This window comes from Burkholderia sp. WP42, from assembly GCF_000745665.1.
Taxonomy (GTDB): Bacteria; Pseudomonadota; Gammaproteobacteria; order Burkholderiales; family Burkholderiaceae; genus Burkholderia; species Burkholderia vietnamiensis.
This window is the reverse complement of the sequence record NZ_JQJT01000019.1, coordinates 13632-40580: the sequence shown is the minus strand read 5'-3', so window position 1 is coordinate 40580 and position 26949 is coordinate 13632. Positions and strand designations below refer to the sequence as shown.

The following is a 26949-nucleotide window of genomic DNA, read 5'->3' as shown; positions in this document are numbered from 1 at the left end:
ATCGTGCGGGCAGCGCGCGCGCGCGTTTCAGCGGCTTTTCAATCAACCGGCCCGCGACGGGCCTTCACGAGGAAAATGCGATGACGAAACCCGACTCACTGCGAGGCGACATCAAGGAGCAGGCCCAGGAAGCAGACCGACACAACCTGGCGCGCCCGGCGACGAACGGTGCGTTGTGGGCGCGCGGCCTGACGACGCAACGCGTCGCCGATCTGTTCAGAACGCTGGCCGGCCTGGCCGGCCACTGGATGCAGCTGCAGAACGAAGTCAACGCGGGCAATCGCTATTTCTACGGCGTGCAGAACGGCCACCAGACCACCGACGAAGGCAAGGAACTGATTCGGTGGATCGCCGATGCGGTGGTCAGCGCGGCGCAAAAGGCGTCGTTCGACTTCCCGTTGCAGCAGCTCCGCTTTACCGCCGACACCGGCTGGCTCAAGCTTCAGCGCGTGTCGGGGCGCGTGATGGTGATGTCGCGGCCGTGACGGTCGCCGCCGCGCGCATCACTGGCCGAAGTGCTGCGCCGCGGCGTCCTTCAGCCGTGCGGTCGTGATTTCACCCATGTGCGATTCGACGAGTTCGCCCTTCGCGTTGAAGAACAGTGTCGTGGGCAGGCCGCGCGATCCGTACGCATGCATCGCGCGCAGCGTCGGATCGAGCAGCACGGTGTCGAAGCGCAGCCCCTGCTGCGCGAGGAACGCGCGTACCGCCGACGCGCTTTCTCCCTGATTGAGCATCAGCACCGTGATGTCCGGCCGATCGCGCTGCACCTGTTCGAGAATCGGCATTTCGCGCCGGCAGGGCGCGCACCACGTCGCCCACAGATTCACGACGAGCGGCTTGCCGGCAAAGCGTTGCGGCAATACGGGCGTTCCATCGAGCGCCTGCAACTGCATTGCGGCGAACGGCGGCGCATTGCGCTGCAGCGTCGCGAGTGTGCCCAGCGCAATGCCCCATGCGGCCAGCCCGGCGACGATGCCGGCGGCGACGGGCCGGCGCAGCGCCGGCAGGCGGCGCAGCCGCCACACGGCGAACAGCAGCGCGGCCGCGAGGCCGATCCGCCAGTCGAAGCCGCCGTCGCCGAGCGCGACGATCGAACGCGGCGTGGCCGCGTATTCGCGCCACCATTGCGCGACATAGCCGATACGGGCGGCGACGAGCCCCAGCAGCAGCACGTCGAGGATCAGGCTCGACGCGCTCTTGTGCTGGCCGTCAGGCGGGCGGCGCTGAATCAGGCGGGCAACGAGCCACGCCAGCAATGCCGCGGCGGCTACCGCGACGACGCGGATCGAGAAGGGACCAAGGCTCAACATGCAGGCAAAGTTTCGGGGAACGAGGGATCGACCGGTGAACGCGACGCGGTCGACGCGTGATGCGGCGTTTCGACCCGGCGCGGCGCTTGCGGTTCCCGTCGTGATCGAGCGGCCTGCGCCGCGTTGCGGCGGCCGCTCGAATGGCGGATGCGATCGTTCAGGACGACGTCGCGTTCGCCGCTGTGCGGCGGCGCGCCCGACGATACGCGCGGCGCTCGCGCCGCAGCCCTGACTACCGGATGTCGCGGCCAACGCCGGCCGACGTGCCGCCGAGCCGGTACGCCGTGAAGAACTCATCCCATGGCGTGCCGTGACCGACGGGCACGCCGAGTGCCGTGGTGCGCTGCTTCAACGCGGCGAACACGTCGCCGATGCGCGCGGTCTGAGCGGCATCGCTGAACGGACGCTGCTTCGCGCGACCGGCCGCGAACGCGCCGTAGGCGATCGCGAGCAGACGTGGGCCGTCGTCGATCGAGAAAATCGCCCCGTTGATCGCTTCGACGAGGCGCGGCCGCTCGGCTTCGCGCGCTTCGGCGATGCACAGGAACACGAGCGCCGACACTTCGTGCAGGTCGTGCGCCCGCAACAATGCCGGCAGACGCGCGGCGATCCGCTCGGCCGGTTCTTCTTGCAGCGCGGTGGCGAAGTCGAGGACGGCGAGCATCGGATTGTCGTCGTGCACCACACGCTCGAGCGCCGGTGCAGCCGCGCTCGCTGCCAACTGCGCGGCGTCGTCGGGTGCGCTGCGCAGCACGTCCGCCACGGGTTGCTGCCACGCCGGAAAGATCATCCGCACGTTGCCGAACTGCTCGCCGCCTTGCGCGGCCGGATTCCATCGATAGACGATCGTGCCGCCGTGGATGAACGGGGAATACAGATGCTCGGGCGTTTGCGGCAGCGGCCGCCGGTTGATCGGCAGCCACGCGAGCGTGAGCCAGTCGTAGCGGCCGGTGGCCGGCACCGCGGGGCTCGACGTCGCGACGACCTGCCAGGTGCCGCGGTTCGCATAGCGCCTGCGCGCATCGGGTACCGCGACGGTTTGGCGGGTCGCGGTGTCGAAGTAGGTGGGGCCGGTCACCGGCGCGCCGCTGTCGGCGGCCGGCGTGATGGTCGCGATGACCCACGCCGTGCCGTCGGCCGACCGGTAGTCGGACGGCCGCAGCGTGGCGACGTCGTGCACCATGCGCGTTTCGGCGGCGACGGTGCTCGGCGGCAGGGCGGCGGAACCGGCGATGATGCTCGGCATGGATGTCCCTCGGAATCGGGTGCGTATCGCGGCACGTGGGCGATGCGCAACGGTGCAGGTCGGTTCCCGTAACTGTAGAACGTCATCGCGGGAAACGGAAAGCGGCGCGGACGTGCCGTTGGTTTCGCGCACCGTGCCGCGTCGCCCGCACCGGCAGCGCGCAATGCGCATTCAGCGCGGCAGGACTTTCCGGTACACCACGAAGCCGGTCTTCTCGGCGACGCTGTCGTAGAGCCGCATCGCCGTGTGATTCGTCTCGTGCGTCTGCCAGTACACGCGTTCGGCGCGATGGGCGCGCGCCGCGTCGTACACGGCGCCGATCAGCGCCCGGCCGACGCCGCGGCCGCGTTCGCTTTCGAGCGTGAACAGATCCTGCAGGTAGCAGGTCGGGCCTTTCAGCGTCGTGCTGCGGTGATACAGAAAGTGCACGAGACCGACGAGTTGGCCGCCACGTTCGGCAACCCGTGCATGCACGGGTTCGTAGCCATCGAAGAAGCGCGACCACGTGAGCTGCGTGATCTCGAGCGGCAGTGCAGTGTCGCCAGCACGGCCGTAGAAGCGGTTGTAGCCGTCCCACAGCGGCAGCCAGTTGTCGTAATCGTCTTCCCGGACCGGGCGTACGGTCAGGCCGGCGTCTGAACTGTTCATTGTCGTGCACCTCATCGTGGAGGAAGCGAAGCGTTGCGGGCGCGGCCGGAAAGGGAGACGGCCGTGACGGTGGAAACTCGGGCGGCAACTCGTCCAGCCCAATGGTGCGTATAACGTCGCGGGACACGATCGATTATGCCGCGTTGCATCGAACGTGAAGCGCGAAGCGCCGCCACGTGCGTGTCGGCCGCGCACCGCTGCGCGCGTGCGCGAAAATGTCCGACAATACCGTCGCATGCTTGCCGTGCCGCTTCGGCGAGCCCGTTCAACCGCTGCATTGCTGTCGACGAGGTTGCCATGTCCCCGACGCCTGCCAGGGCACTGTTGAAAGCCGCCGATATCGCGAAGATGGAACCGGCGCGCGAAGTGCATCCGCTGAACCCCAATGCGGTCCGCCTGAAACGCCAGCTCGGCGACCCGACCGGCCTCACGCAGATCGGCGCGCACCTGCTGACGCTGACGCCCGGTCGCGAATCGGCCGAATATCACCGTCATCTGTACGAGGAGGAATGCGTGTACGTGCTGTCGGGCACGGGCACGGCCACGATCGGCGAACGTGCGTACGAAATCGGGCCGGGCGATTTTCTCGGCTTTGCGCGCGGCGGCGAAGCGCACACGTTGCAGAACACCGGCGCCGCGCCGCTCGAACTGCTGATCATGGGACAGCGCCTGGAACACGACGTGTGCGAGTATCCGAGAATCGGCAAGCGGCTTCACGTCGCGGGCGCGCTCGAGGATTTCGTCGAACTGCCCGGCCAGCCATAAGCCGCGCTTGCCCGCAGCGGCCGCCGTCGCGCTTATGATGCGGGAACGCCACTGACAGGATCGCATCCCATGGACGCGCCGCTTCCGCCGTTGAACGACCCGCTTTCCGAAACCGAAACCGAAACCGAAACCCGAACCGAAACCGAAACCCAAAACCAAACCGGGGGCGGGGCGGGGGGCGAGCCGCGCGCGCTGCGCGTGCATCGGCCGGTCGCGCTCGTCACCGGATCGACGTCGGGCATCGGTGCGGCGATCGCGCGCCGCCTCGCGGCGGATGGCCATGCGGTGATCCTGCATTCGCGCAGTTCGGTCGACGCCGGGCGCGCGATGGCGCGGGAGCTCGGCGGCACGTACGTGCAGGCCGATCTCGCCGACGATGCCGAGCGCGTGCGGCTGATACGCGATGCGCTCGCGGTGCACGGCCGGCTCGACGTGCTGGTGAACAACGCGGGCGTGAGCCGCGTGATCGCACATGACGATCTCGCGGCCGCGACGCCCGACGTGTGGCGCGAGATGCACGAGATCAACGTGATCGCGCCGTTCCGGCTCGTGGCGCTCGCCCAGCCCGCGCTGCTCGACGCAGCGTCGCGCGGACGCGCCGGTTGCGTCGTCAACGTCAGCTCGCATGCCGGGGTACGGCCGAAGGGCGCGTCGATTCCGTATGCGGCCGCGAAGGCCGCGCTCAATCACACGACGCGATTGCTCGCGCGCACGCTCGCGCCGGCGATCCGCGTCAACGCGGTGGCGCCCGGGCTCGTCGACACACCGCTCACGGCCGACTGGACCGATGCGCAGCGGCTCTGGCGCGAGCACGCGCCGATGCGTCGCGCCGCGTCGCCGGATGACATCGCGCAGACCGTCGCGATGCTCGTCGCGTCCGATTACATGACGGGCGAGATCGTGATGCTCGACGGGGGATTGAATCTGACGTGATGGGGGCGCGGGCGGCGAGGCCGTTTGATACCGGTGTCGGTGGCCGCGGCGACGTCGCCTTGAGCGCGTACTGATCGCAACCATTCGGTTTGCTTCGACAAGCAACGGGGCAGCCGAGTAGCAGCGACCAGAGCCCGCAGCCCGCACCGCGTTACCGCGTTACCCCAGCAACTGCCGCAGCACTCCCGCCGACACGACCCCGACGATGACGGTCGGCAGGATCGACAGGCGCGTCGCCGCGGCCAGCGTGACCGCGAGCGCGACCAGATCGGCAGGCCGCGTCGACACGAACGCCGGTGCGATCACCGAAATCAGCACGCAACCGGGTACGTTCTCCATCACCGACGCCATGCGCGGGCTCAGCGTGCGGTTGCGCAGCAGCACATAGCCGAGTACGCGCGACAGATAGGTCGTCGACGCCATCAGCACGATGGTCGCGACCGTCGCGACGTCAGGCAGCATCGTGCGGCTCCCACAGCAGCGCGGCGAGCAGCCCCGCGCACGCTCCGGCCGCGACGTACCACGCGCCCGGCACCGCGATGTGCGTGGCGGCCGCGACGACGAGGCTCACTAACCACGGGCGGCTCGCACGCACGCCCTTCCACATGCCGCGCAGCAGCACCAGAAACACGGCAGTGAACGCCATGTCGAAGCCGTACTGCTCGACGTTGCCGATCGTCGGGCCGACCGCCGCGCCGAACGTCGTCATCGAGATCCACGTCAGGTACAGCCCCGCGCAGATGCCCGCGTAGTACGGCACGCTGATGTGCGAGGCCGATCGGGCGCGCGCATCGGCGAGCGACATCGCCCAGCTCTCGTCGCACATGAAGAACAGCGCGGCGAACGCGCGGCGCCGCGGCAGACGCCGGATGTACGGTGCCAACGCCGCACCCATCAGGATGTGGCGCGAATTGACGAGGAACGACATCGCGACGATCAGCGCGATGTGCGGCGGCGAAGTCCACAGATGGATCGCCGCGAATTCGGAGCCGCCGCCGAAGTTCAGGCCCGTCATCATCGGCACCTCGAACGGGCTCAGCCCTTTTTGCGCCGCCTGCGCGCCGAGCAGCAGCGCGAACGGCACGAAACCCAGCATGACGGGCAGCGCCGCGCGCAGCCCGCGACCCATCTCGGCGACATAGGCGGGCTTGTCGCGAAGCCCGGACGACGTGGAAATGCTACTGCTCATTACTCCTCCTTCGGGGGAGTGGGATTGTCTGCTTTTTTGACTCGAATCGGGTTGCGTTGTAGCTAGATATTTCCGAGAATTTGGCACTTAACGCGTGTTTTGATATTTTTTTGGAATCGGATGCCAATGAAGCTCGATGCGATCGATCGACGGATCCTCAGCGCTCTGCAGCGCGACGGCCGCATGCAGAACGTGGAACTCGCGCACGAGGTCGGGCTGTCGCCGTCGCCGTGCCTGCGGCGCGTGCGCTTGCTCGAGGAAGCCGGCGTGATCGAGAAGTACGTGGCGGTGCTGAACCCGGCGAAGGTCGGCAAGGGGCTGACGATCTTCACGCGCGTGTGGCTCAAGGGGCAGGACGCGGAGTCCGTGAATCGCTTCGCCGACGCCGTCCAGCAGATGCCGGAGGTCGTCGAATGTCATCTGATGGCCGGCGACTGCGATTTTCTGCTGCGCGTCGTGGCGGCGGACATCGACGATTACCGGCGCTTCCAGATGGAGTACCTGACGCGCATCCCCGGCGTCCTCAGCGTGAAGACCGACATCCCGATGCAGAAGGTGAAGCTCACGTCGGCGCTGCCGACGTAGCGCACGGCGGACGCGCCGCGCCGCATCGCCGTTTCGTCATCGGCCGGTGACGATCGCCCGCTACACTGTCGATGCAGTTTCGTTTCGCCGCGTCGCGGCCGATGCGCGCGTCGGCTGCACCGGCAACTAACCGTCATCGCGCACGATCGCCGCGCGGTGCGTTCTTCTGGTCGAGCCGTCATGCAGCCACTCAACGATCCGTGGAATTCGCTGGAAATCGTCAAGCTCGTGCTCGGCGTGCTGACGCCGCTGTCGGTCGCGTGCCTCGGCTGGCTCGTCGCGCGCCGGCTGAAGCGGCTCGAGCTCGTGCAGTGGACCAACCAGCGGCTGATCGAGAAACGGCTCGCGCTGTACGACACGGTCGCGCCGCAGCTCAATGCGCTGCTGTGCTTCTACACGTGGATCGGCTACTGGAAGGACATCTCGCCGGACGACGTGATCCGCGCCAAGCGCGAGCTGGACCGCACGTTCCACATCTATCGCTATCTGTTCGACGACGACGTCTACGACGCGTATCACACGTTCATCCACGCGCTGTTCGAAATGCACACGGGGCCCGGCCGCGACGCGCGGATTCGTTCGCTGATCCACGCGCCCGATGGCGACCGCAGCGTGCATGGCACGTACGAATGGAAACCGGCATGGGTCGAGCGCTTCGCGACCGCGAACGTGACCGACAAGGCCGACGTGCTGCGTCACTACACGGCGCTGATGGAGCGGCTGCGCGTGGCGCTCGGCGCGAATCGCTGAGGATCGCGCGCGGGTTCGCCCGTTGCCGCATGCCGCCGCGCGTGGCGGCGTGCGGCTGCGTATCGGCGGGTGCCCGATGCCGGCTTCGCGCACCCGCCGTTACGTCGTTGCGCGTCAGTGCTGCGCGATCACGTCGATGCGCAGCGCTTCGCCGCCCGCGACGATCGCCAGCAGACGATCGACGTTCGGGTGGGCGCCCGGGCGGTTGCGTGCATCGGCCGTATGCTCGCCGAACACTGCGAGGCCGTGTTCGGCCGCTTTCGCGTCGAGCGTGCCGAACGCCTGCTGCAGATAGTTGTACACGGCGAGCGAGCCTTGCTTGCCCGGCTGGTTCTCGATGCTGGCGACTACCTCGCCGTTCGCGCCGACGAGGTCGATGCGTGCGATGCCGTCGATGGCCGGCAGTTGCGCGAGGTTGTCCTTGAATACTGCGGTCGGTTGAATCACTGAAACACTCCGTCGGTTCGGTCATGGGCCAATCGGGCCGTATCTTATCCGATCGCTATCCCGCAGAACGGGGCGCGTCAGCGGTAGCGGCAGCGGATCGCCCGTCTCGCCTCATCCGGATCGACCGGCGCGCCGGCCCGCCCGCCGCCGGCATCCCGCGCGCTTTTCCGCTACAGTAAGAAATCACCGGCCGCTCGTGCCGCGCACGCCGGCACGCGGCGGCCCCGTTCCGCCAATGCACACGAGGGCCTCGATGGAAACCGAGCAACGCTACACCGCCAACGCGCCGACGCGCGCGGAAGTCGACGCACTGACCGGTGCCACCGTCATCGAATTCGGCGCGAACTGGTGCGGCATCTGCGCGGCCGCGCAGCCCGCGATCGCCGCGTCGTTCGCCGCGCATCCTGCCGTGCGGCATCTCAAGATCGAGGACGGCCCCGGCCGCCCGCTCGGCCGTTCGTTCGGCGTGAAGCTGTGGCCGACGCTGGTGTTCCTGCGCGACGGCGTCGAAGTCGCGCGTGTCGTGCGTCCGGCCGACGCCACGCAGATCGAAGCCGACGGCTTCGCCGCACTCGCCTGAGGCCGTCGACATGCAACAGACCATCACGCACATCGCCGTCGAAGCGCGCGGCCGCGGCCTCGTCGAATTCACGCCGCAGGTGCGTGCGTTCGTCGACCAGCAGGCGATCCGCACCGGCCTGCTCACTGTGTTCTGCCGCCACACGTCGGCATCGATGCTGATCCAGGAGAATGCCGATCCGTCGGTGCAGCGCGATCTCGAACGCTACTTCGCGACGCTCGCGCCCGAGGACGACACGCGTTACGAGCACGACACCGAAGGATCCGACGACATGCCCGCGCATCTGCGCACCGCACTCACGCAGGTGCAGCTGTCGATCCCGGTCGAACATGGCCGCATGGTGCTCGGCACGTGGCAGGGCATCTACCTGTTCGAGCATCGCCGTGCGGCGCACCGGCGCGATATCGTGTTGCATCTGATCGGCGAGTAAGCGCGGGCGTACCGCCGTCAGCCGGACAGCGTGTCGACGAGCGCGCCGAGTTCGTGCAGATGCACGGGCTTCGGCAGAAACGCATCGAATGCCTGCGGGTTCTCGCGCAGCGCCGCCGCCTCGTACGCGCTGACGCCGACGATCGACACGAGCCTGCCGTCGTCGTCCGGCTGGGCGACCGCGCGGATGCGCTGCGCGACTTCGAAGCCGCTCAGGTCCGGCAACTCGAGGTCGAGCACGACCAGGTCGTAATGCGCGTCGCCGAAGCGCGCGACGCCTTCGTGGCCGGTGCCGCACAGATCGGCGTCGATGCCGAGCGCCGACAGCATCGCGCCGAGTGTTTCGCGCGCATTGTCGTTGTCGTCGACCACCAGCGCGCGGCGGTTGCGATGCGCGGCGGCGGCGGGCCACGCGGGCATGTCGCCGGCCGCGTCGCCGGCGTCGGGCGTCTCGGCCGGCAGCGTCACGACGAACTCGCTGCCTTCGCCGACGACGCTGCGCACGTCCACATGGCCGCGCAGCGTCGTCACGATTTCGCGCACGACGGCGAGCCCCATCCCGATGCCGTCGACGTGCAGGCCGACCGCGTCGTTCGCGCGGTAGAACGGCTCGAAGATCTTCGGCAGATGCTGCCGCGCGATGCCCGCGCCGGTGTCGCGCACCACCAGCTTCAATTGCCGCCCGGCCGGCGCGTCGACCAGCGTGACCGACACGTCGACCGATCCGCCGACGGTGTACTTCACCGAGTTCTCGATCAGGTTCGACAGCACCTGCCGCAACAGCTTCCGATCCGAGCGGATCGCCAGATCGTGCGGCTCGACGCGCTGCGTGACGGCGATCCGCTTCGCCGCGATCTTCGCGCGCAACGGATCGAGCACCTCGGCGAGCAACGACGCGATGCCGACGGTTTCGGCTTCGGCGAGGCGCTTGGTCGAGCGCAGCTTGATGTAGTCGGTCAGGTCCTTGACGAGCGCCTCGAGCGACGACGCGGAGTTCTGCAGCCGCCGGATCGTCTTCAGGTTGGCGTCGGACTGCGGCCGCGCGAGCAGGATCTCGATCGACCCGCAGATCGCCTGCAGCGGCGTGCGCAGTTCGTGGCTGACCATCCCGAGGAACGCGTTCTTCGCCTCGATCATCTCGAACGCACGCTCGGACGCCTTGCGTTCGGCATCGAGCGCCGCGCGCTGCCGCGCGAGCAGGTTGTCGCGCGTGCGCATCGTGTAGAACAGCAGCAGGAACAGCGCGCACAGGATCACGCCGAGGATGATGCCGAGCGCGAGAATCGCGCGCTGCCGTTCCTTGAGCTGATGGAACGTGAAGTCGCGCTGCGCCATCTCGATCGCGCGGAAGTAGTTCGCGAGGCCGTTGACCTTCGGCCAGTACGTGTTGACGTCGTCGATCATGCGGCGTGCGTCGTCGTGCGGCGCCGTGCGCAGCAGCGGCACGTCGTGCTTGAGGCGCGCCATGAAGGCGCCGAGCTCGGCGATCTCGTCGCGTGCGCGCGGAATGCGCAGCCAGTATTCGGACACTTCGGACGGCCGCTGCAGGAAGCCGAACGATACCGACAGGCTGTCGAGCTGCATCTGCACGCGATCGAAGTCGTCGTCCTCGTGCGTCGCGTAGAGAATCAGCTGACGCTCGAAGCGCGTATACGCGTTGCGGTATTGCGCGGCCGTCCAGAACACGCCTTCACGCGGGCCTTCGAGCACGCCCTCGTTGACCGACGTCGCGAGCAGGTCCCACAACAGGAACGCCCACGCCGCGAAGCCCAGCAGCCACAGCGATCCGAGGACCAGGATGAGCTTACGGTTCTTCCATTGCCCGCGCATCATGTCGTGCGCTTACTTCACGGTCAGGCCGATGATCTGCCATGCGAACTTCGCTTCGCCGAGCGGCGTCTTGAGCTCGTCCGGATAGTCGTCGCGCGGGTACATGATCCACAACGGGCCGTAGTTGTCGTTGCCGAGCACCTTGCCGTTCATCGTGCGCGCGAGGATCACGCCGTACTTGTCGGCGTCCGACACGGGAATCGTGAACGTGTATTCGTCGATGCAGCGGAACTCGATCTGCGTGCCGTGCGCATCGACCGTCTTCAGCACGTCGGACAGGCGCGGGCCGGTGAACGACGCCTTCGGCGTCCAGCTCGTCGACGTGACGATCGTGTACTGCGGCAGCGCCATCAGCGCCTGCTCGGAGAACACGTAGGTGGTCTTGCCGGGCTGGTTGCTGCGGCCGATGTCGCCGTCGACGGTGAACGTAAACGACGCGGCCCAGCACACGACGGACATGCCGAGCAGGCCGGCCGTGAGCAGGGTCTTCATCCAGAGGGTCGAGATTCGCATGGCTGTTCCTTGGGGCGGGTTCGCGTGAGGGCCGGCTTGCGCCGGATGTCAGTTCGCGGGCGCGGCGGCGGCCGGCAGCGTGATCTTCAGTTCGCGCGCCACTTCGGCGAACAGGATCGGCAGGCGCACCGGCTTCTCCTCGCAGCGCGCGTTGTAGTGCGACACGATGTGCGCGATCTCGTCCTCGCTCGCTTCGCCGGTGGAGATCTTGCCGGTCAGCAGGAAGATCGGCGCGTCGCCGTTCTCGCTCGAGCGAATGCCGCGCACGAGCTCGGCGGCGGTTTGATCGCCGAGCATCCAGTCGAGGATGTACGCGTCGAAATCCTCGACTTCCAGCGCTTTGCGAAACGATGCGCCGTCGTGGTACGGAATCGCGTTGACGCCCTTTTCGAGGAAGTACTCGCACACCGTCTCGGCCACGTCCACCGAATCGTCGACCACGGCGATGCGCGCCGCATAGACGGTCGGCTGGCTCGAGCGCAGCTCGATGACGTCGACCGGATAGGTGCGGCCTTCGCGCGCGTGCTCGCGTTCGGTGACGATCCATTCGCCCTGCCATTGCAGCGCGACGAAATCGGTGTCGATCTGGCTGCTCGCCTTCGCCGAGATCGCGGCGCGGCAGCGAAAGCGGCGCGACGCGATCACGAGCGTCGCATCGACCATCTCGGCGGCGGCCGGCTGCGTACCCTTGTCGTCGAGCAGGATCGCGGGCGGCACGCCGAAGTGCGTCGCGATGTCCTGCAGCTGCGACAGGTTCCACGGGATCAGCCCTTTCATCTTGCGCGTGACGACCGAGAAGCTGAGGCCCAGCACGTTGGCGATCGTCGTGTTGTGGCTGCGCGGCGGAACACCGTTGCGCGTCAGCAGATCGCGCACCTTGGTCGCGGTGATGAGATCGACGTTGACCTGCTCGCTATTGGACATCTCGAAGGGGTCTCCTGCGGTTGAGCGACCGAGAGCATATTCAAAAGTGACGTGGTATGCAAACTTTTAATTCGAGATACGCCTTGACATGACATTTATCTCGATTATTATTGCCCACCGCGTCACTATTGTTTGTTGCGTCATGTTTGGAGTCCGAACGTCGACCCGATCGGCACGGCGAAGCCGTGCGTTGCGCAGGTGACAAAACAATCCGAAGAGAGCCTGAGAGAGCCTGAGAAAAGCTGGGACTGCGTGTCGGCGTAGGTGAATTGTATTCGCCCCGCCGCGCGCACACCCGCTGCGCGCGCACCGCATGCCGCGTGCGCCGGCGTGCGCTTCGCAGTACGCATTCTTCGCCGACGTTCACGGTGACGCGCAGCGACGCGCGTGCGCGCGCGATTCGACCACGCGATCGGTCCCGTCCGATCCGCCCCACCGGCGACTTGACGACGAAATATCGTTCAAGTTCAAAACGAACGTTCGAACGAGTCGTACGTGTACTAAAAGGATAATCCGCGACGGATTTCCGCGTCGTCATTTGGCATGATCGGCATTCGTCATCCGAATCTATCCGTCGACATGCCGGGCGCGGCCGCCGTTGCGCCGCGAGTCCGCCGCCCGGGCGTCGTCACGTCGCGCCATGCAAAACAGCACGCTCCAGTTCATTCGCCGCTATCAGAGCATTTCGATGTTCGGCGGCGGCATCGTCGTCACGATCCTGATCCTGATCGCCTGCGGGCTCGGCATCTCGTCGATCGTGTACGGCTATCTGGACGCCGAGCGGCGCAATTTCCTGAACGGCGTCGACGAGACCGCCGAGGAGCTGCAGGTCGCCGAAACCGCATTCGTCAACGACGTGATGAATGCGCAGCTGATCTGGAGCGAGACGGCGCCGGCGCCTGCCGATGTCGTCGACACTTTTTTCACACACGGCCAGGAACTCGCGGTCACACCGTATCAATCGCTCGTGGTCGGCGTGCCCGGCCAGACCGCGCAGCGTGACGAGGTCGCGCGCTATCTGGCGCTGTCGTTCATGCTGCCGCATCTGTGCGCGACGAGTGCGGACAATCGCGCATGCACGGTCGAGGGCTATCACTACAGTACGCGTACCGGTGTATTCGGCATCGTGCCGCGCCCGGCGCGCGATCACCCGGCGCTCGCGACCGCGCGCACGCGCGCGCAATTGCTCGCGGCGCTGCACGTCGATTTCGACGGGCCGATGCCCGCGCAGAGCGATGGCCGGCCGAGCGTGCGCTGGCTGCCGCCTTATGTCGACCCAGTGACGGGCCGCTCGCGCATCCGCATCGCCGCCCAGGCCCGCGCGGGCGGCGGCGCGTTCGCGGTGCTCGTCACCGAATACGCACCGGAGTACCTGCTGTCGTGGCTGCCGGATCGCGGCCTGGCCGGCCGGTTCTTCGTGGCGTCGGCGGACAACCGGCTCATCGCGATCGACCCGGCCGTCGAGCACACCGGCGCGCTGAACGCGCGCCTGCTCGCGCTCGACGTCGCCCGCGGCGACGAGTCGCTCGGCGAGCCGCTGTTTCGCAGCGGCTCGATCGTATTTCGCAGCCGGCTCGCGACGACCGGCTGGACCGTCGCGTACGTGCTGTCGTGGGGCGACGTCGTCCTGGGCGTCGGCGTGCAGGCCGCGGTGCTCGCCGCGGCGACGCTCGTGACGATCGCCGTGATGTGGCTGCTGCTCGTACGCTTTCACCGGCGCGTGCTCGCGCCGGTTTACGCGCGCTCCGCGCGCGTATTCGACAGCGAAGCGCTGTGCCGCAGCGTGATCGCGATGGCGCCGGTCGGCATCGGCCTCGTGTCGTTGTCCGACCGGCGCGTGATGCTCGCGAGCGACGCGCTCGTGCAGATGCTGCTGCCGCACGGCGGCGATCACCACGCGCTGTCGGCCCGCGTGCTCGAGCGATACGACGCGTTCGTCGCCGACGGCGGGCGCGGCCGCACGCTGGTGACGGAGCTCGCGGTCGACGCTCACGGCGATGCGCCGCTGCATCTGGAAATCATCGCGCACGCGGCGCGCTATCAGGGCGAGGACGTGCTGATTGCCGTATTCACCGACACGACCGCCCAGCGCCGGCTCGTGCAGCAACTGGAGGAAGCGGTGCGCGCGGCGGATTCCGCGAACGCGGCGAAGTCGTCGTTCCTCGCGGCGACGAGCCACGAGATCCGCACGCCGCTGAACGTGATCCTCGGCAACCTGGAGCTGCTCGAGCGCACCGCGCTCGACGCGTCGCAGCAGAGCCGCGTGCGCACGCTGCGCGCGTCGGCCGAGGGGCTGCTCGCGATCGTCAGCGACATCCTCGATTTTTCGAAGATCGAGGCCGGCGCGATGTCGGTCGAGTCGATCGAGTTCGAATTGATCGCGGTGATCGAGCAGCAGCTCGCCGCGTTCGCGCCGATCGCGAAGGCGAAAGGGCTGCCGCTGTTCGTCGAGATCGACGCGAGCGTCGAGCAGCGCATGCGCGGCGACCCGACGCGGCTCGCCCAAGTGCTCGGCAACCTGCTGAGCAATGCGATCAAGTTCACGAGCGAAGGCCATATCGCCGCGCGCGTCGCAGTGTGGCCCGATGCGCGCGGCGTGCCCGAGGTCGAACTGAGCGTCGAGGACACCGGCATCGGCATCGAGCCCACGCAACGCGCGCGTTTGTTCAAGCCGTTCTCGCAGGTCGACGCATCGATCACGCGCCGCTACGGCGGCACGGGGCTCGGGCTGGCGCTGTGCGATCGGCTGGTGACGGCGATGGGCGGCACGTTGTCGGTCGACAGCACGCCGCAGGTGGGCAGCGTCTTCAGCGTTCATCTGCCGCTGCAGGCCGACATCGCGCCGACACGCCCGCTCGACGCGAGCCGCGGCCACGTGGTACTCGTCGTGTCGCAGGACGAGGCCTGGCGCAAGTTCGCGTCCGCGCATCTGCGCGCATGGGGTTTCGATGTCGCGGTACACGCGAGCCCGGTCGGGATCGCGGCCGAGCTCGTCGCGCGCGCTCGTGCGCTGGTGCTCGTCGGCGATGCCGACCGATGGCGGCGCGACGAACTGGACCGGGCCGGGCACGACACGCCGATCGTGCTGGCAACGCCCGATGGCCCGCTGCAACCGGATGTCGCTGGTCGCACGATTCGCGTATCGAGCTACTCGGTGAACGGGCTGCGCATGGCGCTTGAGCGCACGCTGAGGGCCGGCGGCGAGTCGCCGCATGCGCCGATTGCCGATCCGCACGCGGCTGCGACGGCGCCAGCGGAGTCGTTGCCGCGCGTGCTGGTCGCCGACGATGCCGCGATCAACGGCTCGATTTTCCTCGAGCAGCTGGCTGTGCTCGGCAGTCCGTTCGACTGCGTGTCGTCCGGCGCGGCCGCGCTCGACATGCTCGCGCGCGGCGACTGGGACGTGCTGCTGATCGCCGCGGAGCTTCCCGACATGCTCGCTCGGGAGCTGGTGGAAGCCGTCCATGCGCGCGCGCTGCCGTGCGACGTGATCGTCGTCGCGTCCCATCTGGGCCCCGACGACGCCAGGCTTTATGCCGCGGTGAAGGTGGACTGCGTATTGACGAAGCCGGTGATGCTCGCCGATCTGCGCCGCAGTCTGACGCGGATCGCACGCCGGCGCGGGATCGGTGTGCTGGTGGGCGCAATGAACGAGCGTTGTGTGGTTGGTAAGGCGCGGGCAACCGCGGATATGTCGGGAAGATAAGAAACCGACGCGTCACGGCGGCACAGACCGTCGGCGTCGATCATCGAAGGCAGACACGCCGCGTCGTGCGGGTGCGGTGTGATTTCGACTGAAGGAAGGGTACGGCCGTGCGCTATATGGGAAAGGTGTTCGGGCTGCTGCTTGCGTTCGCGACGTTGCCGGAGAAGTCCCGTCGGGATTTCCTGACCAGGCTGAACGAATTCATGATGATGTCGCCGGCGCAGCGGCGGCGCGTCATTGCCGAGTGGCAGCACGCCGCGGGCGAACGAGCGGGGCAGCCGGACGAGCCGGTGTCCGGACATTAGCGACTGCTGGCGATCGTGTCGCGCAGCACGTTGGATCGACGGCGTCGTCGGCGCCGCCGATCGGTTTTGCGCGAGCGTCGAGCGGCGGCGGATCGTGGCGCAACGCCCTGCGCGGTCATCTCGCCTCGCGACGGGTTCGTGTGGCGATCCTCGCTGCGGCAGGCCGCGAGGTGCGGTTGGCGCAAAGCGCGGCGCACCCGTTATTTTAGAATTGGACCGCGCGCCGCTCGGTCCGCCGAAGGCCGTAACACGAACCGTGTTGCGGAATCGATTCGAATTGCGACGCATTGTGCGACATCGCAGGTCGAGCGCCTGTATCGGGAGAAGAACGCAGATGGATGAATTTTTTGTGCGAGTGTTGGTGGCGGACGATCATCCGGCGTCAGCACTCGGGATGTCCCAGGCGCTCGCTGGGAGCAGCACGATCCGGTTGCTCGGCACTGTCTCGAATTCGACCGATCTGGTGGAAATGCTCGACGCGCAGCAGGCCGACGTGCTGGTCGTCGACTATGTGATGCCGGGCGGCAAGTACGGCGATGGGCTCGTGTTGCTGTCGTTTCTGCAACGGCGCTATCCGGCGCTGCATCTCGTGACGATCACGATGATCGACAACCCGAGCGTGCTGCATGCGATTCAACGGCAGGGCGTCGGCTGCATCCTCAGCAAGTCCGACGCGATTTCGCATCTGGTGGGCGCGGTGCATGCGGCTTACGTCGGCGCGAACTATGTGTCTCCCGTCGTCAAGCAATTGCTGACCTGCACCGAAGCGCCGACCGGCGCGCGGACGCTGACGGCGCGCGAGATCGAGGTCGTGCGGTTGTACGGGGCCGGGCTGACGGTGGGTGAGATTGCCGTCCAGCTGCATCGCAGCAAGCAGACGATCAGCTCGCAGAAGTCGAGCGCGATGAAGAAGCTCGGCATCGTGCGCGACGCGGACCTGATTCGCTATGCGAGCGAACGCGAGCTTCCGGATGCGGGCGGGGCGGATGCACCCGTAAGCGATGCGTAGTCGCCGCATGCGTGCTGCGACGATGCCGATTCGGCGGCGCATCCCGGCCGGTGGTTTCGGCTTCGGCTTCCGGTTCAGCGTAAAGGAGCGCCCATGCCAGCCGAGCTGAAGCGCATCGCGAGTCAGGTCGCGAATGCGGGGCGCAAGCCGTTCGAGCCCGGCCGCGCGCGTCGCTACCAGCAGTTGCTGCTGTACGGCGGCGGCTTCGCGGTGACGCTGTTCATCCTGATGTGCGCGCTGCTCGTCACGCGGCTCGACGTGCAGGACTATCGCGCGCAGGCCCGTTTGACGTTCCTTTATCGCAAGGCGCAATTCTCCCGCACGCTGGAGATGGCCGACATGGTGCTCGCGACCTATGGCGGCAGGATCGAGCAGCTGTGGAATCAGGGCGCGCGGCCGTCTGCCGATGCGCTCGCGCAATTCTCTGCTGCCGGCGGCGTGCTGGGTGCGAGCAACGGCGACGGCAGCGAGACGCTGCTCGCGCTCGCGCGGCTCATGCCGGATCGTCCCGCACCATCGTATGCGCGCTATCTCGGCGCGCTGTTCGGTCTGGTCCGGCAGGACGATCGATCCGGGCACGTGCTGCCGCCGGCGCTCGTGTCCGGCGGCGAACCGCTCGGTGGCTATCTGATCGGGCTCGATGCGCCGTTTCTGGCCGTGCTCGGCACCGAACTCGTGCCGCGCGCGCACACGCTCGAGCCCGGCACCGACCTGCACACGCTGATCGACGGGCTGATGCCGACCGGCATCGCGCGGCAGAAGACGCTGATGCAGAGCCGTCCGTTCGTGTTCGATCGACGCCTCGATCCGCTGTCGGGCCGGGTCGTCATGCGCTTCGCGCGCCGGCTCGACGATGCGGCCGGCCGGCCGTTCGGCTGGCTGGTGATCAACGGCTTGCATCGTGTCGACGACGTGATGGCGCCGCGTTCCGACGACGAAGACGTTGCGATCGTCGACGCGCGCCATGACATCGTGTTCGGACGCGAGCGCGACCGGTCGATGATCGAGCGCGCGTTGCACGACGCGCGCGCGCCGCTCGGCGATCACGTCGCGGTGCGGCGCGTCGGCGCGCGCTTCGTCGTCTACGATCGCCTGCCGGGCACAGGCCTCGTGATGATGACGAGCTTCTCGTGGCGCAGCATGGTGCGGGAGATGCGTGTCGGCTTGGGCATCACGTTCGGCGCGGCGCTGCTCGGGATCGTGCTGCTGTGGTCGGCGATCGTGCTGTTCGATCGTCGCGCGCTGCGCCCCGCGCATCGGCGTGCGATCCGCCTGATCGAGAGCGAGGCGTTCAACCGCACGCTGGCCCGTCATGCGCCCGCGGGTTTGTTGCTGCTGTCGGCGGCGGACGGCGAGACGATGGTGCACAACGACGCGGTGCGCGCGTACGACGGCGGCGCGGGCGGCCAGCGGCTCGGCAAGCGCATCTGGCAGGCGTACCTTGAGCGCGCGGCGGCCAGCGACGGCAGGCTCGACGTGATGCAGCACGAACTGGCGGTCGAGCAAGCGGACCACGGCAAGGTTTATCTGGCATTGCAGGTCGTACGGACGATGTTCCACGGCGTCGACGTGCTGCTGTGCACGCTGACCGACGTCACCGCGCGCAAGCTGACCGAAGACAAGCTGAAGGAGGCGCGCACCGCGGCCGAGGATGCGAACAAGGCGAAATCGACGTTCCTCGCGACGATGAGCCACGAGATCCGCACGCCGCTGAACGCGATCGTCGGCAATCTCGAATTGATGGCGCGCGCGCAATTGCCGTTGGCGGAACGGCGGCGGTTGCAGACGGTGATGTCGTCGTCGGATGCGTTGCTGCACACCATCAACGACGTGCTCGACCTGTCGAAGGCGGAATCGAATCAGATGGCGCTCGAAGCCGTTCCGTTCGATTTGCGCGCGGTGCTGCACGAAGTTGCGGCGATTTTTCGTGCGCTCGCGGACGCGAAGCATCTGCGGCTCGAATGCGTGATCGCGGCCGGGCTCGGCGACGGGTACGTCGGCGATCCGGCCCGCGTGCGGCAAATCGTTTCGAATCTCGTCAGCAACGCGATCAAGTTCACCGAGCATGGCAGCGTGACGGTCGAAGCGCTGCCGGCAGCCGTGCCGGGGCGCGGTGTGGAAATCGTGGTGCGCGATACGGGCATCGGCATCGAGCCGGACAGCATGCCGACGTTGTTCGACGTCTATGTGCAGACCGATGCGTCGATTTACCGGCGCTTCGGCGGCACGGGGCTCGGGTTGCCGCTGTGCCGGCGTCTCGCACGGCTGATGGGCGGCGACGTGACGGTCGAAAGCCGGCCGGGGGCGGGCGCCGTGTTTACGGCATCGCTGCCGCTGGCCGATGCGCCGTTGCGGGGGCGCGCAGCGGTTGATGCAAGGGCGAGCGGCGCGAAAGGGGCCGGGGCGCGTCGCGCGGAGGTGGCCGGCGCTGAGGCAACTGAGGCTGAGGTAACGGGAGCCGACGCGGCTCGGGTCGACGGAACTGGAGCCGATGGAACTGGGGCCACGGGAACGGAAGCTGAGGCGGCTGACGCCAAGGCAACCGGGACCGAGGCACCCGGAGCCAGCGGAACAGAAGCCAAGAGAACCGGAGCCGACGCAATGGCGGCCGCAACGAGGGCCGCTGCCACACCTACGAATGCAACGAGCCGCCCCGCAGCGACTCCCAAACCGATAGAAACCCATGCCCGCACGTCGGCGCTCTCACCGGTGCAGCCCCCGGCACCGGCATGCAGCGCCGACGTCGAAATGCCGTTGCGCGTGCTCGTCGCGGAAGATCATCCGGCGAGCCGCGCATTACTGCGCGACCAACTCGACGCGCTGCACTGCGATGCGACGCTGGTGTCGAACGGCATCGAAGCGATGCGCGCGTTTTTCGCGCAGCCGTTCGACGTGGTGCTGACCGATCTCGGCATGCCCGAACTCGACGGCTTCGCGCTCGCGAATTGTCTGCGCGAACAGGGTGCGAAGGTGCCGGTGATCGCGATGACCGCGCATGCGACCGACGAAGACCGTCGTCGCTGCGCGCAGGCCGGTGCGGTGGAAGTGGTGCTCAAGCCGCTGTCGATCGATGCGCTCGACGCGGTGCTGACGCGGCACGCGAGGCACGCTGCGGCGGCCCGGTCGTCTACGGCCGATTCAACCGATTCTGCCGACTCGGACGACCGGCCGATACCGCCGATGACCGACGAGATCCGCGAGAATTTGCGGACCGCGACGCTGCTGTCTCTGGCATTGATCGACGACGCACTGCCGCGCGGAGACGTCGAGCGCATCCGCGTGGAGTTGCATTCGATGCGCGGCGGTTTCGCGCTGGCGGGCGATACCGTGGCAGGCGCCGCTTGCGCGCATGCCGAGCGGATCTTCTCGCAGGGCCGAACCGCTGCGCTGCGGGCGGCATGGCCGGCGTGCCGCGCGGCCATCGAGCGGTCGGCCGAACGTCTGCGTGCAGCCGGCTCGGGAGCAGGGAGCGAGCCCGCGTGAAGCAAGCGGGGCGCGACGTGTCGGCGGCTCGCGACACGACGCGCCTCGCACCGCTCAGCCGTCGCGAAAGATCTCCGCGTAGGCGCTCAGCGCGGGCACTCCGCCGAGATGCGCATACAGCACCTTCGATCCCGGCTCGAATTCTCCGCGACGCACCATGTCGATCATCCCGTGCATCGATTTGCCTTCGTAGACGGGGTCCGTCAACACGCCTTCCAGACGCGCGCACAGCCGGATCGCCTCCAGCGTGCCGTCGTTCGGCAACCCGTACTCGGGGCCCGCGTAGCGCGTGTCGAGCACGACGTCCGCGTCTGCGATCGGCCGGCCGAGTTCGACCAGTTCGGCCGTATGCCGCGCGATGCGGGTGATCTGCTCGCGCGTGCGCTCGGGCGTTGCCGATGCGTCGATGCCGATCACGCGATCCGCGCGTCCGTCGGCCGCGAAGCCGACCACCATCCCCGCCTGCGTGCTGCCGGTCACCGAGCACACCACGACGTAATCGAACCGGAAGCCGAGCTGCGCCTCCTGTTCGCGCACCTCCTCTGCGAAGCCGACGAAGCCGAGCCCGCCGAGCGGATGCTCGGAGCAGCCGGCCGGAATCGGATAGGGCTTGCCGCCGGCCTGCCGGACGCTTTCCATCGCATCTTCCCAGCTGCGGCGAATGCCGATGTCGAAGCCGTCGGCGACGAGCCGCACGTCGGCGCCCATCATGCGCGACAACTGGATGTTGCCGACGCGATCGTAGACCGGATCGTCGTAGTTGACCCAGTGCTCCTGCACGAGCACGCACTTCATCCCGAGATGCGCAGCGACGGCCGCGACCTGGCGCGTTTGATTCGACTGCACGCCGCCGATCGACACGAGCGTGTCGGCGCCTTGCGCGAGTGCATCGGGGATCAGGTATTCGAGCTTGCGCGTCTTGTTGCCGCCGAACGCGAGACCGCTGTTGCAGTCCTCGCGCTTTGCATACAGCTCGACCTTGCCGCCGAGGTGCGCGCTCAGGCGCTTGAGCGGCTGGATCGGCGTCGGGCCGAACGTGAGCGGGTAGCGGGGAAAACGTTGCAGGTTCATCGACGGGCTCCGAAGGACGGTGGGCGGAAGCGCGGAGGCGTGATGCGTGTTGTGCCGCGCGCTGATCGAAAAATGATAGGCAAGAGCGCGAGAAATGAGCTTGCGAAGTAAATGGGCGTTGGCCTACGTTATCGTTCAAACTGCAATGCGTGGAGCAATTCTGATTCGTAAAAACGCCAGGAGGCGCAATGAAATTAACTCGTGGTCGCGCGTCGCCCGTCGATGCCGCGCCGGCGCTCGATCGCATCGACCGCGCGATCCTCAAGCAACTGCAGCAGGACGCGTCGATCTCGAACGTGCGCCTCGCCGCGCGCGTGAAGCTGAGCGCGCCGGCGTGCCTGCGGCGCGTGGAGCGGCTCAAGGAGATGGGGTTGATCCGCGGCATCGTTGCGTTGCTCGACCCGAAGCCGCTCGGCGCCGGGATGCTGGTCGTGATCGGCTTCGTGCTCGACCGCTCGACGCCCGAAGCGTTCGCCGCGTTCGAGAAGGCTGCGCAGAAGGTGTCGGGATGCGTCGAATGTCACGTGGTGACGGGCGAATTCGACTACTTCATGCTGGTCCGCACGCGCGACAACGAGAGCTTCAATCGGCTGCATGCGGAGCAACTGCTGTATCTGCCCGGCGTGCGCCAGGTGCGCTCGTTCATGGTGCTCAAGGAAATTCTGTCGACGCACGCGCTGCCGATATAGCGGCGCGTGACGTTCGCCGCGCGGTGCGAATGCCGCCCGCATCCGCCCGCCGCGACAGCGACAGCGACAGCGACGGAACGACCATCGTGCGCCAGGACCGCTCGTCCATCGTGCTCAAGGAAATCCTGTCGACGCACGCGTTGCCGATATAGCGCGGCGTGGCTTCCGCCGCGCAACGCTAACGCCGTCCGCGCCCGGCCGCCGCGACAGCGCCGCATGGCCCGTCATCACGCCGCCGCCGCATGCCGGCGGCCCGCACGCACCGTCACGACGCGTAATTGGGCGTTCGCGTATGCTCGACCCGGCGGCGGCCGGTGCCGCCGCGAGCCGGATCATTCATTCGTGCGACGACCATCAACGAGCGAGGGCACCATGGCTGGACAAACAATGGCGGAATACCTGGCGAAGACGCTGGCGGCAGCGGGCGTCGAGCGCATCTGGGGTGTGACGGGCGACAGCCTGAACGGGCTGTCGTTCAGCCTCGCCCAGATGGGCTCGATCCGCTGGATGCACACGCGGCACGAGGAAAGCGCGGCATTCGCGGCCGGCGCGGACGCCGCGTCGACCGGACGTCTCGCCGTGTGCGCCGGCAGCTGCGGGCCGGGCAACCTGCACCTGATCAACGGCCTGTACGATTGCCATCGCAACCACCAGCCGGTGCTCGCGATCGCGGCGCACATTCCGTCGACCGAGATCGGCCTCGGCTACTTCCAGGAGACGCACCCGCAGGAGTTGTTCCGCGAGTGCAGCCATTTCGCGGAACTCGTAACCAACGCGTCGCAGTTTCCGCGCGTGCTCGCGCGCGCGATGCGCACCGCGATCGAGGAGCGCGGCGTCGCGGTGATCGTGCTGCCGGGCGACATTGCGCTCGGCGACGGCCCGCAGGAGCCGCCATCGTGGAGCGTATCGGCGCCGCCGTCGATCCTCCCCGCGGACGCCGATCTCGACCGGCTCGCGGCGCTGCTCAACGAATCGGACGCGGTGACGCTGCTCTGCGGCAGCGGCACGCAGGGCGCGCACGACGAAGTGGTCGCGCTCGCCGACATGCTCGGCGCGCCGGTCGTGCATGCGCTGCGCGGCAAGCAGTTCGTCGAATGGGACAACCCGTTCGACGTCGGGATGACGGGGCTGATCGGCTTCAGCTCCGGCTATCACGCGATGGAGTCGTGCGACACGCTGCTGATGCTCGGCACCGACTTTCCGTATCGGCCGTTCTATCCGGCCCACGCGAAGATTGCGCAGATCGACTGGAAGGGCTCGCAGCTCGGCCACCGCGCCCCGCTCGCGCTCGGGCTCGTCGGCACCGTGAAGGAGACGATCGCGGCGTTGCTGCCGCGCCTCACGCGCAAGACGCAGCGGCACTTCCTGGAGAACGCGCTGAAGCACTACGCGGCCGCCCGCAAGAGCCTCGACGATCTCGCCGTGCCGGAGCCGCCGGGCCGCGCGATCCATCCGCAGTATCTGACGAAGCTCGTCGACGAAATCGCTGCGGAGGACGCGATCTTCACGGCCGACGTCGGCACGCCGACGCTATGGGCCGCGCGCTACCTGACGATGAACGGCAAGCGGCAGCTGCACGGGTCGTTCAATCACGGCTCGATGGCCAACGCGATGCCGCAGGCGCTCGGCGCACAGGGCGCGCATCCGGGGCGGCAGGTGGTGTCGCTGTCCGGCGACGGCGGGCTGTCGATGCTGCTCGGCGATCTGCTGACCGCGCGCCAGCTCAATCTGCCGATCAAGGTCGTCGTGTACAACAACAGCCTGCTCGGCTTCGTGTCGATGGAGTTGAAGGCCGCCGGCTATCTCGACACCAACGTCGATCTGAGCGCGACCGATTTCGCGGCGATCGCGAAAGGCGCGGGGATCTTCAGCGTGCGCGTCGAGCATTCGGAGAACGTCGCTCAAGCGCTGCGCAGCGCGTTCGAGCACGACGGGCCGGCGCTCGTCGACGTCGTCACGTCGAAGTACGAGCTCGCGATGCCGCCGAAGATCGAACTCGCGCATGCAAAGGGCTTCAGCCTGTTCATGCTGCGCGCGATCCTGAGCGGTCGCGGCGACGAGATCGTGGAACTCGCGCGGACAAATCTGCGCTGAGGGGCGGGGTGGGGGCGCGGCGGGGCGCGATAGATGCGACGGATGCGCGCCCGGCGGGCGGCCGACGCTGCGCGCCACGCCCAGGTCAGCCCGGCCCAGCCCGGCCCAGCCCGGCCCAGCCCGGCCCAGCCCGGCTCAGCCCAGCCAAGCCAAGCCAAGCCAAGCCAAGCCAAGCCAAGCCAAGCCAAGCCAGCTAAGCGAGCCGAGCCGAGCCGAGCCGAGCAAGCCGCGCTGGCACGGTCGGTTCGTCTGTGCGTTCGGGCGCGATTTTGACGGCCGGTGAGTCGGCGTTCCGTTGAAGCGCTACGGCCGGCGCGCTGATTGCGCGTCGACACCCGCCGCCCATCGACATCGGCGTACCGTTTTTTGCACCGCAGTGCCGTTTTTTTGCACGGTGTTTATGCGCGGGCCTATAAGCTCCAGACGTATTCAATCGATGGAGATGCCTTCGACCCGCGCCATGACCCCCATTCTTCCCGTCCCACCTCCGCCGGTGTTTAGCTCCGTTCGCCATCCACTGCTTGCTGCAGTGCCGTGGCGTTCACGTCGCCGCGCGCCTGCGCAGTTGCCGATCACGCTGAGCGCCGATGCGGCGCGGCTGCATTCGCCGCTCGGCGCGTATGTCGTCGGCGCGACCGCCGGGCGCGACGCGATCCGCGTGCCGCTCGCGATCGCGACGGAAGATCTGGACTTCACGCTGCACATGCTGATGGCGCAGCAGACCGACGCGATCATCGGTCCGCTCGTCCGACCCGTGGACCGCGTGGGCCCCCCGGACCGCACGGAACAAGCCTAGCCGCCCCGGGAACGCCGATTGCTGGTTGGATCCGCCACCTTTTTGCCGATCGCCGCGCCCTTGCACGGCCGGCCGAGGTGGACGATTGTGCGTCGCGTCGTACGCGGCGCTGGCCCTGGACACGGAGGATGCATGTACCTCACAGAAGAAGTGCACACCGCGCGCTCGGCAAGCCGTCGCGTGCGCGCGGTGACGCTGCCGTCGGGCACACAGCTGGCCCGGCAGTTGCTGATGACGGTGCGCGCGGCAGACGTGCTGCTGCGTCAGGCGATCCGGTTGCCGGATCGTCATCAATGGTCGGTCGACCTCGAGCGCGTCGACGCGGCCGGCGGCCCGCTGGCCGCGTGGGATTCGCACGTGACCTTCCGGATCGCGAAGGTGTTCGCGCCGACGGTCGATGCGCAGACGCGCGCCGGCGATCCCGAGCAGGTTGCGGCCGAAATCCGCCTGTCTCTTCCGGAGCAGGCGTATCTGGGTGACGAGCGCGTCGGCATCTTCGGCCGGCGGCACGGCAACCGGTTCGGCGCGACGCTGTCGGTGACGGCGGGCTCCCAGTGGGGCGGCCGACGCCACGAATACGTTCCACCAGCCGCGCGGCACGTGCACGGCGACACGCTGGAAGCGCTCGTCGACGCGGTGGCCGGCATCGTCAACGCGGCGCTCGCCGTGGCCGGCCAGCCGTGCCCGCGCGAGTCGTGACGACCGGCGCGGCGCGCGCCTGACCGACGTTCAGGCGTCGCCGGCCTGGCCGGTTTGCCGCTGCAGGTCTTCCATCAGTTGTTCGGCGAGAAAGTCGCACGGCGGCCGCTTCGACTTCGTGCTGCGCGCGAGTATCAGCTCGAGCGGCGGCAGGTCGGGCAGCCCGTGCGAGCGGCCGAGCATCGACAGCTGCGCGGGGATCGCGCAGCGCGCGAGCGGCGCGACCGCGAGGCCGGCTTCCACCATGCTGAGCAGCCCGAGCAGGCTCGGGCTTTCGTACGACGTGCGAAACGGCAGCTTCGCGCGTTCGAGGCTGCGGATCGCGTTTTCGCGCGCCACGCTGCCCGGCATGAACACCGCGATCGGCAACGGCCGCTCCTCCCACACGCGCGGCCCGTTCGTCATCGCGGCCCACGCCATCGGCTCGTGGCGGATGAAGTCGCCCGACAGCCCCTTGATGCGTGTGCCGCACACCAGATCGACGGTGCCGTCTTTCAGCAGCGGCGCAAGCGCGCTGCTCGGCAGCCCGATCACCTGGATCTCGACCTTCGGATAGGTCGCCGAAAACTTCTTCAGCACCGACGGCAGCAGCGACGACGCATAGTCGTCCGGCACGCCGATCACGACCTTGCCCGTCACCTCCGGCCGCACTACGGCCGCCCACGCTTCGTCGCGCAACGCCAGCATGCGCCTCGCGAATCCCAGCAGCACCTCGCCCTCGCGCGTCAGCACGATGCTGCGCGGCTTGCGCACGAACAGCGGCCGGCCGATCGCTTCCTCGAGGCTCTTGATCTGCATGCTCACGGCCGATTGCGAGCGGTTCACCGCTTCGGCGGCGCGGGTCATGTTGCCGGTTTCCGCAACGGCGACGACCGTGGCCAGAACCTCGTGATCGAGCATCTTCATCGGTATCAGGAAAGCTGAACGTAACGATCAGCATTATGC

At 67.8% G+C, this 26949-nt stretch carries 27 protein-coding genes; 16 read left to right on the top strand and 11 right to left on the bottom strand.

Annotated elements, in window-relative coordinates:
* Window positions 1-80 precede the first annotated feature (80 nt).
* Window positions 81-485 (top strand): hypothetical protein, encoded by a 405-nt coding sequence (locus EX20_RS12190; RefSeq protein WP_034193777.1) that lies wholly within the window; start codon window positions 81-83, stop codon window positions 483-485.
* Window positions 486-503: 18 nt separating this feature from the next.
* Here the strand turns inward: EX20_RS12190 and EX20_RS12185 are convergent, their stop codons facing one another.
* The 3 genes from EX20_RS12185 to EX20_RS12175 all read right to left on the bottom strand — a co-directional run bounded on the left by EX20_RS12185 (window position 504) and on the right by EX20_RS12175 (window position 3207).
* Entirely contained in the window at window positions 504-1313 is an 810-nt protein-coding gene (locus tag EX20_RS12185) for a TlpA family protein disulfide reductase (RefSeq protein ID WP_034193703.1), read from the bottom strand.
* 232 nt (window positions 1314-1545) lie between these two features.
* Complete coding sequence (locus tag EX20_RS12180; protein WP_034193702.1) at window positions 1546-2559, bottom strand: hypothetical protein; 1014 nt, start codon at window positions 2557-2559, stop codon at window positions 1546-1548.
* Between the two features lie 171 nt (window positions 2560-2730).
* Window positions 2731-3207 carry a GNAT family N-acetyltransferase gene (locus EX20_RS12175; protein WP_034193701.1) on the bottom strand — a complete coding sequence of 159 codons (477 nt, stop codon included), beginning with the start codon at window positions 3205-3207 and terminating at the stop codon, window positions 2731-2733.
* 297 nt (window positions 3208-3504) lie between these two features.
* Here EX20_RS12175 and EX20_RS12170 point away from each other — a divergent pair, with 297 nt between their 5' ends.
* Both EX20_RS12170 and EX20_RS12165 read left to right on the top strand, forming a co-directional pair.
* Complete coding sequence (locus EX20_RS12170) at window positions 3505-3972, top strand: cupin domain-containing protein (RefSeq protein ID WP_034193700.1); 468 nt, start codon at window positions 3505-3507, stop codon at window positions 3970-3972.
* 69 nt (window positions 3973-4041) lie between these two features.
* Window positions 4042-4905 carry an SDR family NAD(P)-dependent oxidoreductase gene (locus tag EX20_RS12165; RefSeq protein WP_034193699.1) on the top strand — a complete coding sequence of 288 codons (864 nt, stop codon included), beginning with the start codon at window positions 4042-4044 and terminating at the stop codon, window positions 4903-4905.
* A 159-nt stretch (window positions 4906-5064) separates the two neighbouring features.
* On the opposite strand, the gene EX20_RS12160 is transcribed toward EX20_RS12165, so the two are convergent.
* Window positions 5065-5367: an AzlD family protein gene (locus tag EX20_RS12160; protein WP_034193698.1), complete on the bottom strand. Its 303-nt coding sequence runs from the start codon at window positions 5365-5367 to the stop codon at window positions 5065-5067.
* Complete coding sequence (locus EX20_RS12155; protein ID WP_011881258.1) at window positions 5357-6094, bottom strand: AzlC family ABC transporter permease; 738 nt, start codon at window positions 6092-6094, stop codon at window positions 5357-5359. The genes EX20_RS12160 and EX20_RS12155 overlap by 11 nt, the downstream gene beginning before the upstream one ends.
* A 126-nt stretch (window positions 6095-6220) precedes the next feature.
* Between EX20_RS12155 and EX20_RS12150 the strand changes: the two genes are divergently transcribed.
* Both EX20_RS12150 and EX20_RS12145 read left to right on the top strand, forming a co-directional pair.
* Window positions 6221-6679, top strand: coding sequence for an Lrp/AsnC family transcriptional regulator (locus tag EX20_RS12150; protein ID WP_009691375.1), 459 nt, complete (start codon window positions 6221-6223; stop codon window positions 6677-6679).
* A gap of 180 nt (window positions 6680-6859) precedes the next feature.
* On the top strand, window positions 6860-7429 hold the full coding sequence (locus EX20_RS12145; RefSeq protein WP_034193697.1) for a hypothetical protein: 570 nt from the start codon (window positions 6860-6862) through the stop codon (window positions 7427-7429).
* 114 nt (window positions 7430-7543) lie between these two features.
* Here EX20_RS12145 and EX20_RS12140 read toward each other — a convergent pair whose 3' ends face one another.
* Window positions 7544-7876, bottom strand: a complete 333-nt coding sequence (locus tag EX20_RS12140) for a DUF2322 family protein (protein ID WP_011881261.1) — start codon at window positions 7874-7876, stop codon at window positions 7544-7546.
* Window positions 7877-8129: 253 nt separating this feature from the next.
* On the opposite strand from EX20_RS12140, the gene EX20_RS12135 reads away from it, so the two are divergent.
* Both EX20_RS12135 and EX20_RS12130 read left to right on the top strand, forming a co-directional pair.
* A complete protein-coding gene (locus EX20_RS12135) occupies window positions 8130-8456 on the top strand; it encodes a thioredoxin family protein (RefSeq protein WP_011881262.1) in 327 nt (108 codons plus the stop codon).
* Window positions 8457-8466: 10 nt separating this feature from the next.
* On the top strand, window positions 8467-8886 hold the full coding sequence (locus EX20_RS12130) for a secondary thiamine-phosphate synthase enzyme YjbQ (RefSeq protein WP_034193696.1): 420 nt from the start codon (window positions 8467-8469) through the stop codon (window positions 8884-8886).
* Window positions 8887-8903: 17 nt separating this feature from the next.
* On the opposite strand, the gene atsR is transcribed toward EX20_RS12130, so the two are convergent.
* Genes atsR through EX20_RS12115 form a run of 3 tightly spaced genes read right to left on the bottom strand, consistent with a single transcriptional unit; the run spans window position 8904 to window position 12152 of the window.
* Window positions 8904-10718, bottom strand: coding sequence for a hybrid sensor histidine kinase/response regulator AtsR (atsR, locus tag EX20_RS12125; protein ID WP_011881264.1), 1815 nt, complete (start codon window positions 10716-10718; stop codon window positions 8904-8906).
* A 9-nt stretch (window positions 10719-10727) separates the two neighbouring features.
* Window positions 10728-11228 carry a putative pterin-binding protein gene (locus tag EX20_RS12120; protein WP_011881265.1) on the bottom strand — a complete coding sequence of 167 codons (501 nt, stop codon included), beginning with the start codon at window positions 11226-11228 and terminating at the stop codon, window positions 10728-10730.
* A gap of 48 nt (window positions 11229-11276) precedes the next feature.
* The gene (locus EX20_RS12115; RefSeq protein WP_014724356.1) at window positions 11277-12152 is read right to left on the bottom strand and encodes a response regulator; all 876 of its coding nucleotides are present in this window, start codon (window positions 12150-12152) and stop codon (window positions 11277-11279) included.
* A gap of 640 nt (window positions 12153-12792) precedes the next feature.
* Between EX20_RS12115 and EX20_RS12110 the strand changes: the two genes are divergently transcribed.
* The 4 genes from EX20_RS12110 to EX20_RS12095 all read left to right on the top strand — a co-directional run bounded on the left by EX20_RS12110 (window position 12793) and on the right by EX20_RS12095 (window position 20655).
* Entirely contained in the window at window positions 12793-15858 is a 3066-nt protein-coding gene (locus tag EX20_RS12110; RefSeq protein WP_034193695.1) for an ATP-binding protein, read from the top strand.
* A gap of 116 nt (window positions 15859-15974) precedes the next feature.
* A complete protein-coding gene (locus EX20_RS12105) occupies window positions 15975-16163 on the top strand; it encodes a hypothetical protein (protein ID WP_085954502.1) in 189 nt (62 codons plus the stop codon).
* A gap of 334 nt (window positions 16164-16497) precedes the next feature.
* The gene (locus EX20_RS12100) at window positions 16498-17172 is read left to right on the top strand and encodes a response regulator (RefSeq protein WP_011881268.1); all 675 of its coding nucleotides are present in this window, start codon (window positions 16498-16500) and stop codon (window positions 17170-17172) included.
* Between the two features lie 93 nt (window positions 17173-17265).
* Complete coding sequence (locus tag EX20_RS12095; RefSeq protein ID WP_034193694.1) at window positions 17266-20655, top strand: ATP-binding protein; 3390 nt, start codon at window positions 17266-17268, stop codon at window positions 20653-20655.
* Between the two features lie 54 nt (window positions 20656-20709).
* Here EX20_RS12095 and EX20_RS12090 read toward each other — a convergent pair whose 3' ends face one another.
* Window positions 20710-21726 (bottom strand): 1-aminocyclopropane-1-carboxylate deaminase, encoded by a 1017-nt coding sequence (locus EX20_RS12090; protein WP_011881270.1) that lies wholly within the window; start codon window positions 21724-21726, stop codon window positions 20710-20712.
* A 188-nt stretch (window positions 21727-21914) separates the two neighbouring features.
* On the opposite strand from EX20_RS12090, the gene EX20_RS12085 reads away from it, so the two are divergent.
* The 5 genes from EX20_RS12085 to EX20_RS12070 all read left to right on the top strand — a co-directional run bounded on the left by EX20_RS12085 (window position 21915) and on the right by EX20_RS12070 (window position 26004).
* Window positions 21915-22415, top strand: coding sequence for an Lrp/AsnC family transcriptional regulator (locus EX20_RS12085; RefSeq protein ID WP_011881271.1), 501 nt, complete (start codon window positions 21915-21917; stop codon window positions 22413-22415).
* Window positions 22416-22444: 29 nt separating this feature from the next.
* Window positions 22445-22567, top strand: a complete 123-nt coding sequence (locus tag EX20_RS33160; RefSeq protein WP_257786196.1) for a hypothetical protein — start codon at window positions 22445-22447, stop codon at window positions 22565-22567.
* Between the two features lie 220 nt (window positions 22568-22787).
* Complete coding sequence (gene poxB, locus EX20_RS12080) at window positions 22788-24509, top strand: ubiquinone-dependent pyruvate dehydrogenase (protein WP_034193693.1); 1722 nt, start codon at window positions 22788-22790, stop codon at window positions 24507-24509.
* Between the two features lie 436 nt (window positions 24510-24945).
* Complete coding sequence (locus EX20_RS12075) at window positions 24946-25305, top strand: hypothetical protein (RefSeq protein ID WP_131929028.1); 360 nt, start codon at window positions 24946-24948, stop codon at window positions 25303-25305.
* 132 nt (window positions 25306-25437) lie between these two features.
* Complete coding sequence (locus tag EX20_RS12070) at window positions 25438-26004, top strand: hypothetical protein (RefSeq protein WP_014724365.1); 567 nt, start codon at window positions 25438-25440, stop codon at window positions 26002-26004.
* A gap of 30 nt (window positions 26005-26034) precedes the next feature.
* Here EX20_RS12070 and EX20_RS12065 read toward each other — a convergent pair whose 3' ends face one another.
* On the bottom strand, window positions 26035-26910 hold the full coding sequence (locus EX20_RS12065; RefSeq protein ID WP_011881275.1) for a LysR family transcriptional regulator: 876 nt from the start codon (window positions 26908-26910) through the stop codon (window positions 26035-26037).
* Window positions 26911-26949: the final 39 nt, after the last annotated feature.

Coding starts and splice junctions, on each gene's coding strand:
- atsR (WP_011881264.1), bottom strand. CDS start 10,718: ATGATGCGCGGGCAATGGAAGAACCGTAAGCTCATCCTGGTCCTCGGA.
- EX20_RS12155 (WP_011881258.1), bottom strand. CDS start 6,094: ATGAGCAGTAGCATTTCCACGTCGTCCGGGCTTCGCGACAAGCCCGCC.
- EX20_RS12165 (WP_034193699.1), top strand. CDS start 4,042: ATGGACGCGCCGCTTCCGCCGTTGAACGACCCGCTTTCCGAAACCGAA.
- EX20_RS12160 (WP_034193698.1), bottom strand. CDS start 5,367: ATGCTGCCTGACGTCGCGACGGTCGCGACCATCGTGCTGATGGCGTCG.
- EX20_RS12150 (WP_009691375.1), top strand. CDS start 6,221: ATGAAGCTCGATGCGATCGATCGACGGATCCTCAGCGCTCTGCAGCGC.
- EX20_RS12075 (WP_131929028.1), top strand. CDS start 24,946: ATGGAGATGCCTTCGACCCGCGCCATGACCCCCATTCTTCCCGTCCCA.
- EX20_RS33160 (WP_257786196.1), top strand. CDS start 22,445: ATGCCGCCCGCATCCGCCCGCCGCGACAGCGACAGCGACAGCGACGGA.
- EX20_RS12190 (WP_034193777.1), top strand. CDS start 81: ATGACGAAACCCGACTCACTGCGAGGCGACATCAAGGAGCAGGCCCAG.
- EX20_RS12085 (WP_011881271.1), top strand. CDS start 21,915: ATGAAATTAACTCGTGGTCGCGCGTCGCCCGTCGATGCCGCGCCGGCG.
- EX20_RS12105 (WP_085954502.1), top strand. CDS start 15,975: ATGGGAAAGGTGTTCGGGCTGCTGCTTGCGTTCGCGACGTTGCCGGAG.
- EX20_RS12130 (WP_034193696.1), top strand. CDS start 8,467: ATGCAACAGACCATCACGCACATCGCCGTCGAAGCGCGCGGCCGCGGC.
- poxB (WP_034193693.1), top strand. CDS start 22,788: ATGGCTGGACAAACAATGGCGGAATACCTGGCGAAGACGCTGGCGGCA.
- EX20_RS12115 (WP_014724356.1), bottom strand. CDS start 12,152: ATGTCCAATAGCGAGCAGGTCAACGTCGATCTCATCACCGCGACCAAG.
- EX20_RS12135 (WP_011881262.1), top strand. CDS start 8,130: ATGGAAACCGAGCAACGCTACACCGCCAACGCGCCGACGCGCGCGGAA.
- EX20_RS12175 (WP_034193701.1), bottom strand. CDS start 3,207: ATGAACAGTTCAGACGCCGGCCTGACCGTACGCCCGGTCCGGGAAGAC.
- EX20_RS12120 (WP_011881265.1), bottom strand. CDS start 11,228: ATGCGAATCTCGACCCTCTGGATGAAGACCCTGCTCACGGCCGGCCTG.
- EX20_RS12110 (WP_034193695.1), top strand. CDS start 12,793: ATGCAAAACAGCACGCTCCAGTTCATTCGCCGCTATCAGAGCATTTCG.
- EX20_RS12185 (WP_034193703.1), bottom strand. CDS start 1,313: ATGTTGAGCCTTGGTCCCTTCTCGATCCGCGTCGTCGCGGTAGCCGCC.
- EX20_RS12095 (WP_034193694.1), top strand. CDS start 17,266: ATGCCAGCCGAGCTGAAGCGCATCGCGAGTCAGGTCGCGAATGCGGGG.
- EX20_RS12100 (WP_011881268.1), top strand. CDS start 16,498: ATGGATGAATTTTTTGTGCGAGTGTTGGTGGCGGACGATCATCCGGCG.
- EX20_RS12170 (WP_034193700.1), top strand. CDS start 3,505: ATGTCCCCGACGCCTGCCAGGGCACTGTTGAAAGCCGCCGATATCGCG.
- EX20_RS12070 (WP_014724365.1), top strand. CDS start 25,438: ATGTACCTCACAGAAGAAGTGCACACCGCGCGCTCGGCAAGCCGTCGC.
- EX20_RS12145 (WP_034193697.1), top strand. CDS start 6,860: ATGCAGCCACTCAACGATCCGTGGAATTCGCTGGAAATCGTCAAGCTC.
- EX20_RS12090 (WP_011881270.1), bottom strand. CDS start 21,726: ATGAACCTGCAACGTTTTCCCCGCTACCCGCTCACGTTCGGCCCGACG.
- EX20_RS12065 (WP_011881275.1), bottom strand. CDS start 26,910: ATGAAGATGCTCGATCACGAGGTTCTGGCCACGGTCGTCGCCGTTGCG.
- EX20_RS12180 (WP_034193702.1), bottom strand. CDS start 2,559: ATGCCGAGCATCATCGCCGGTTCCGCCGCCCTGCCGCCGAGCACCGTC.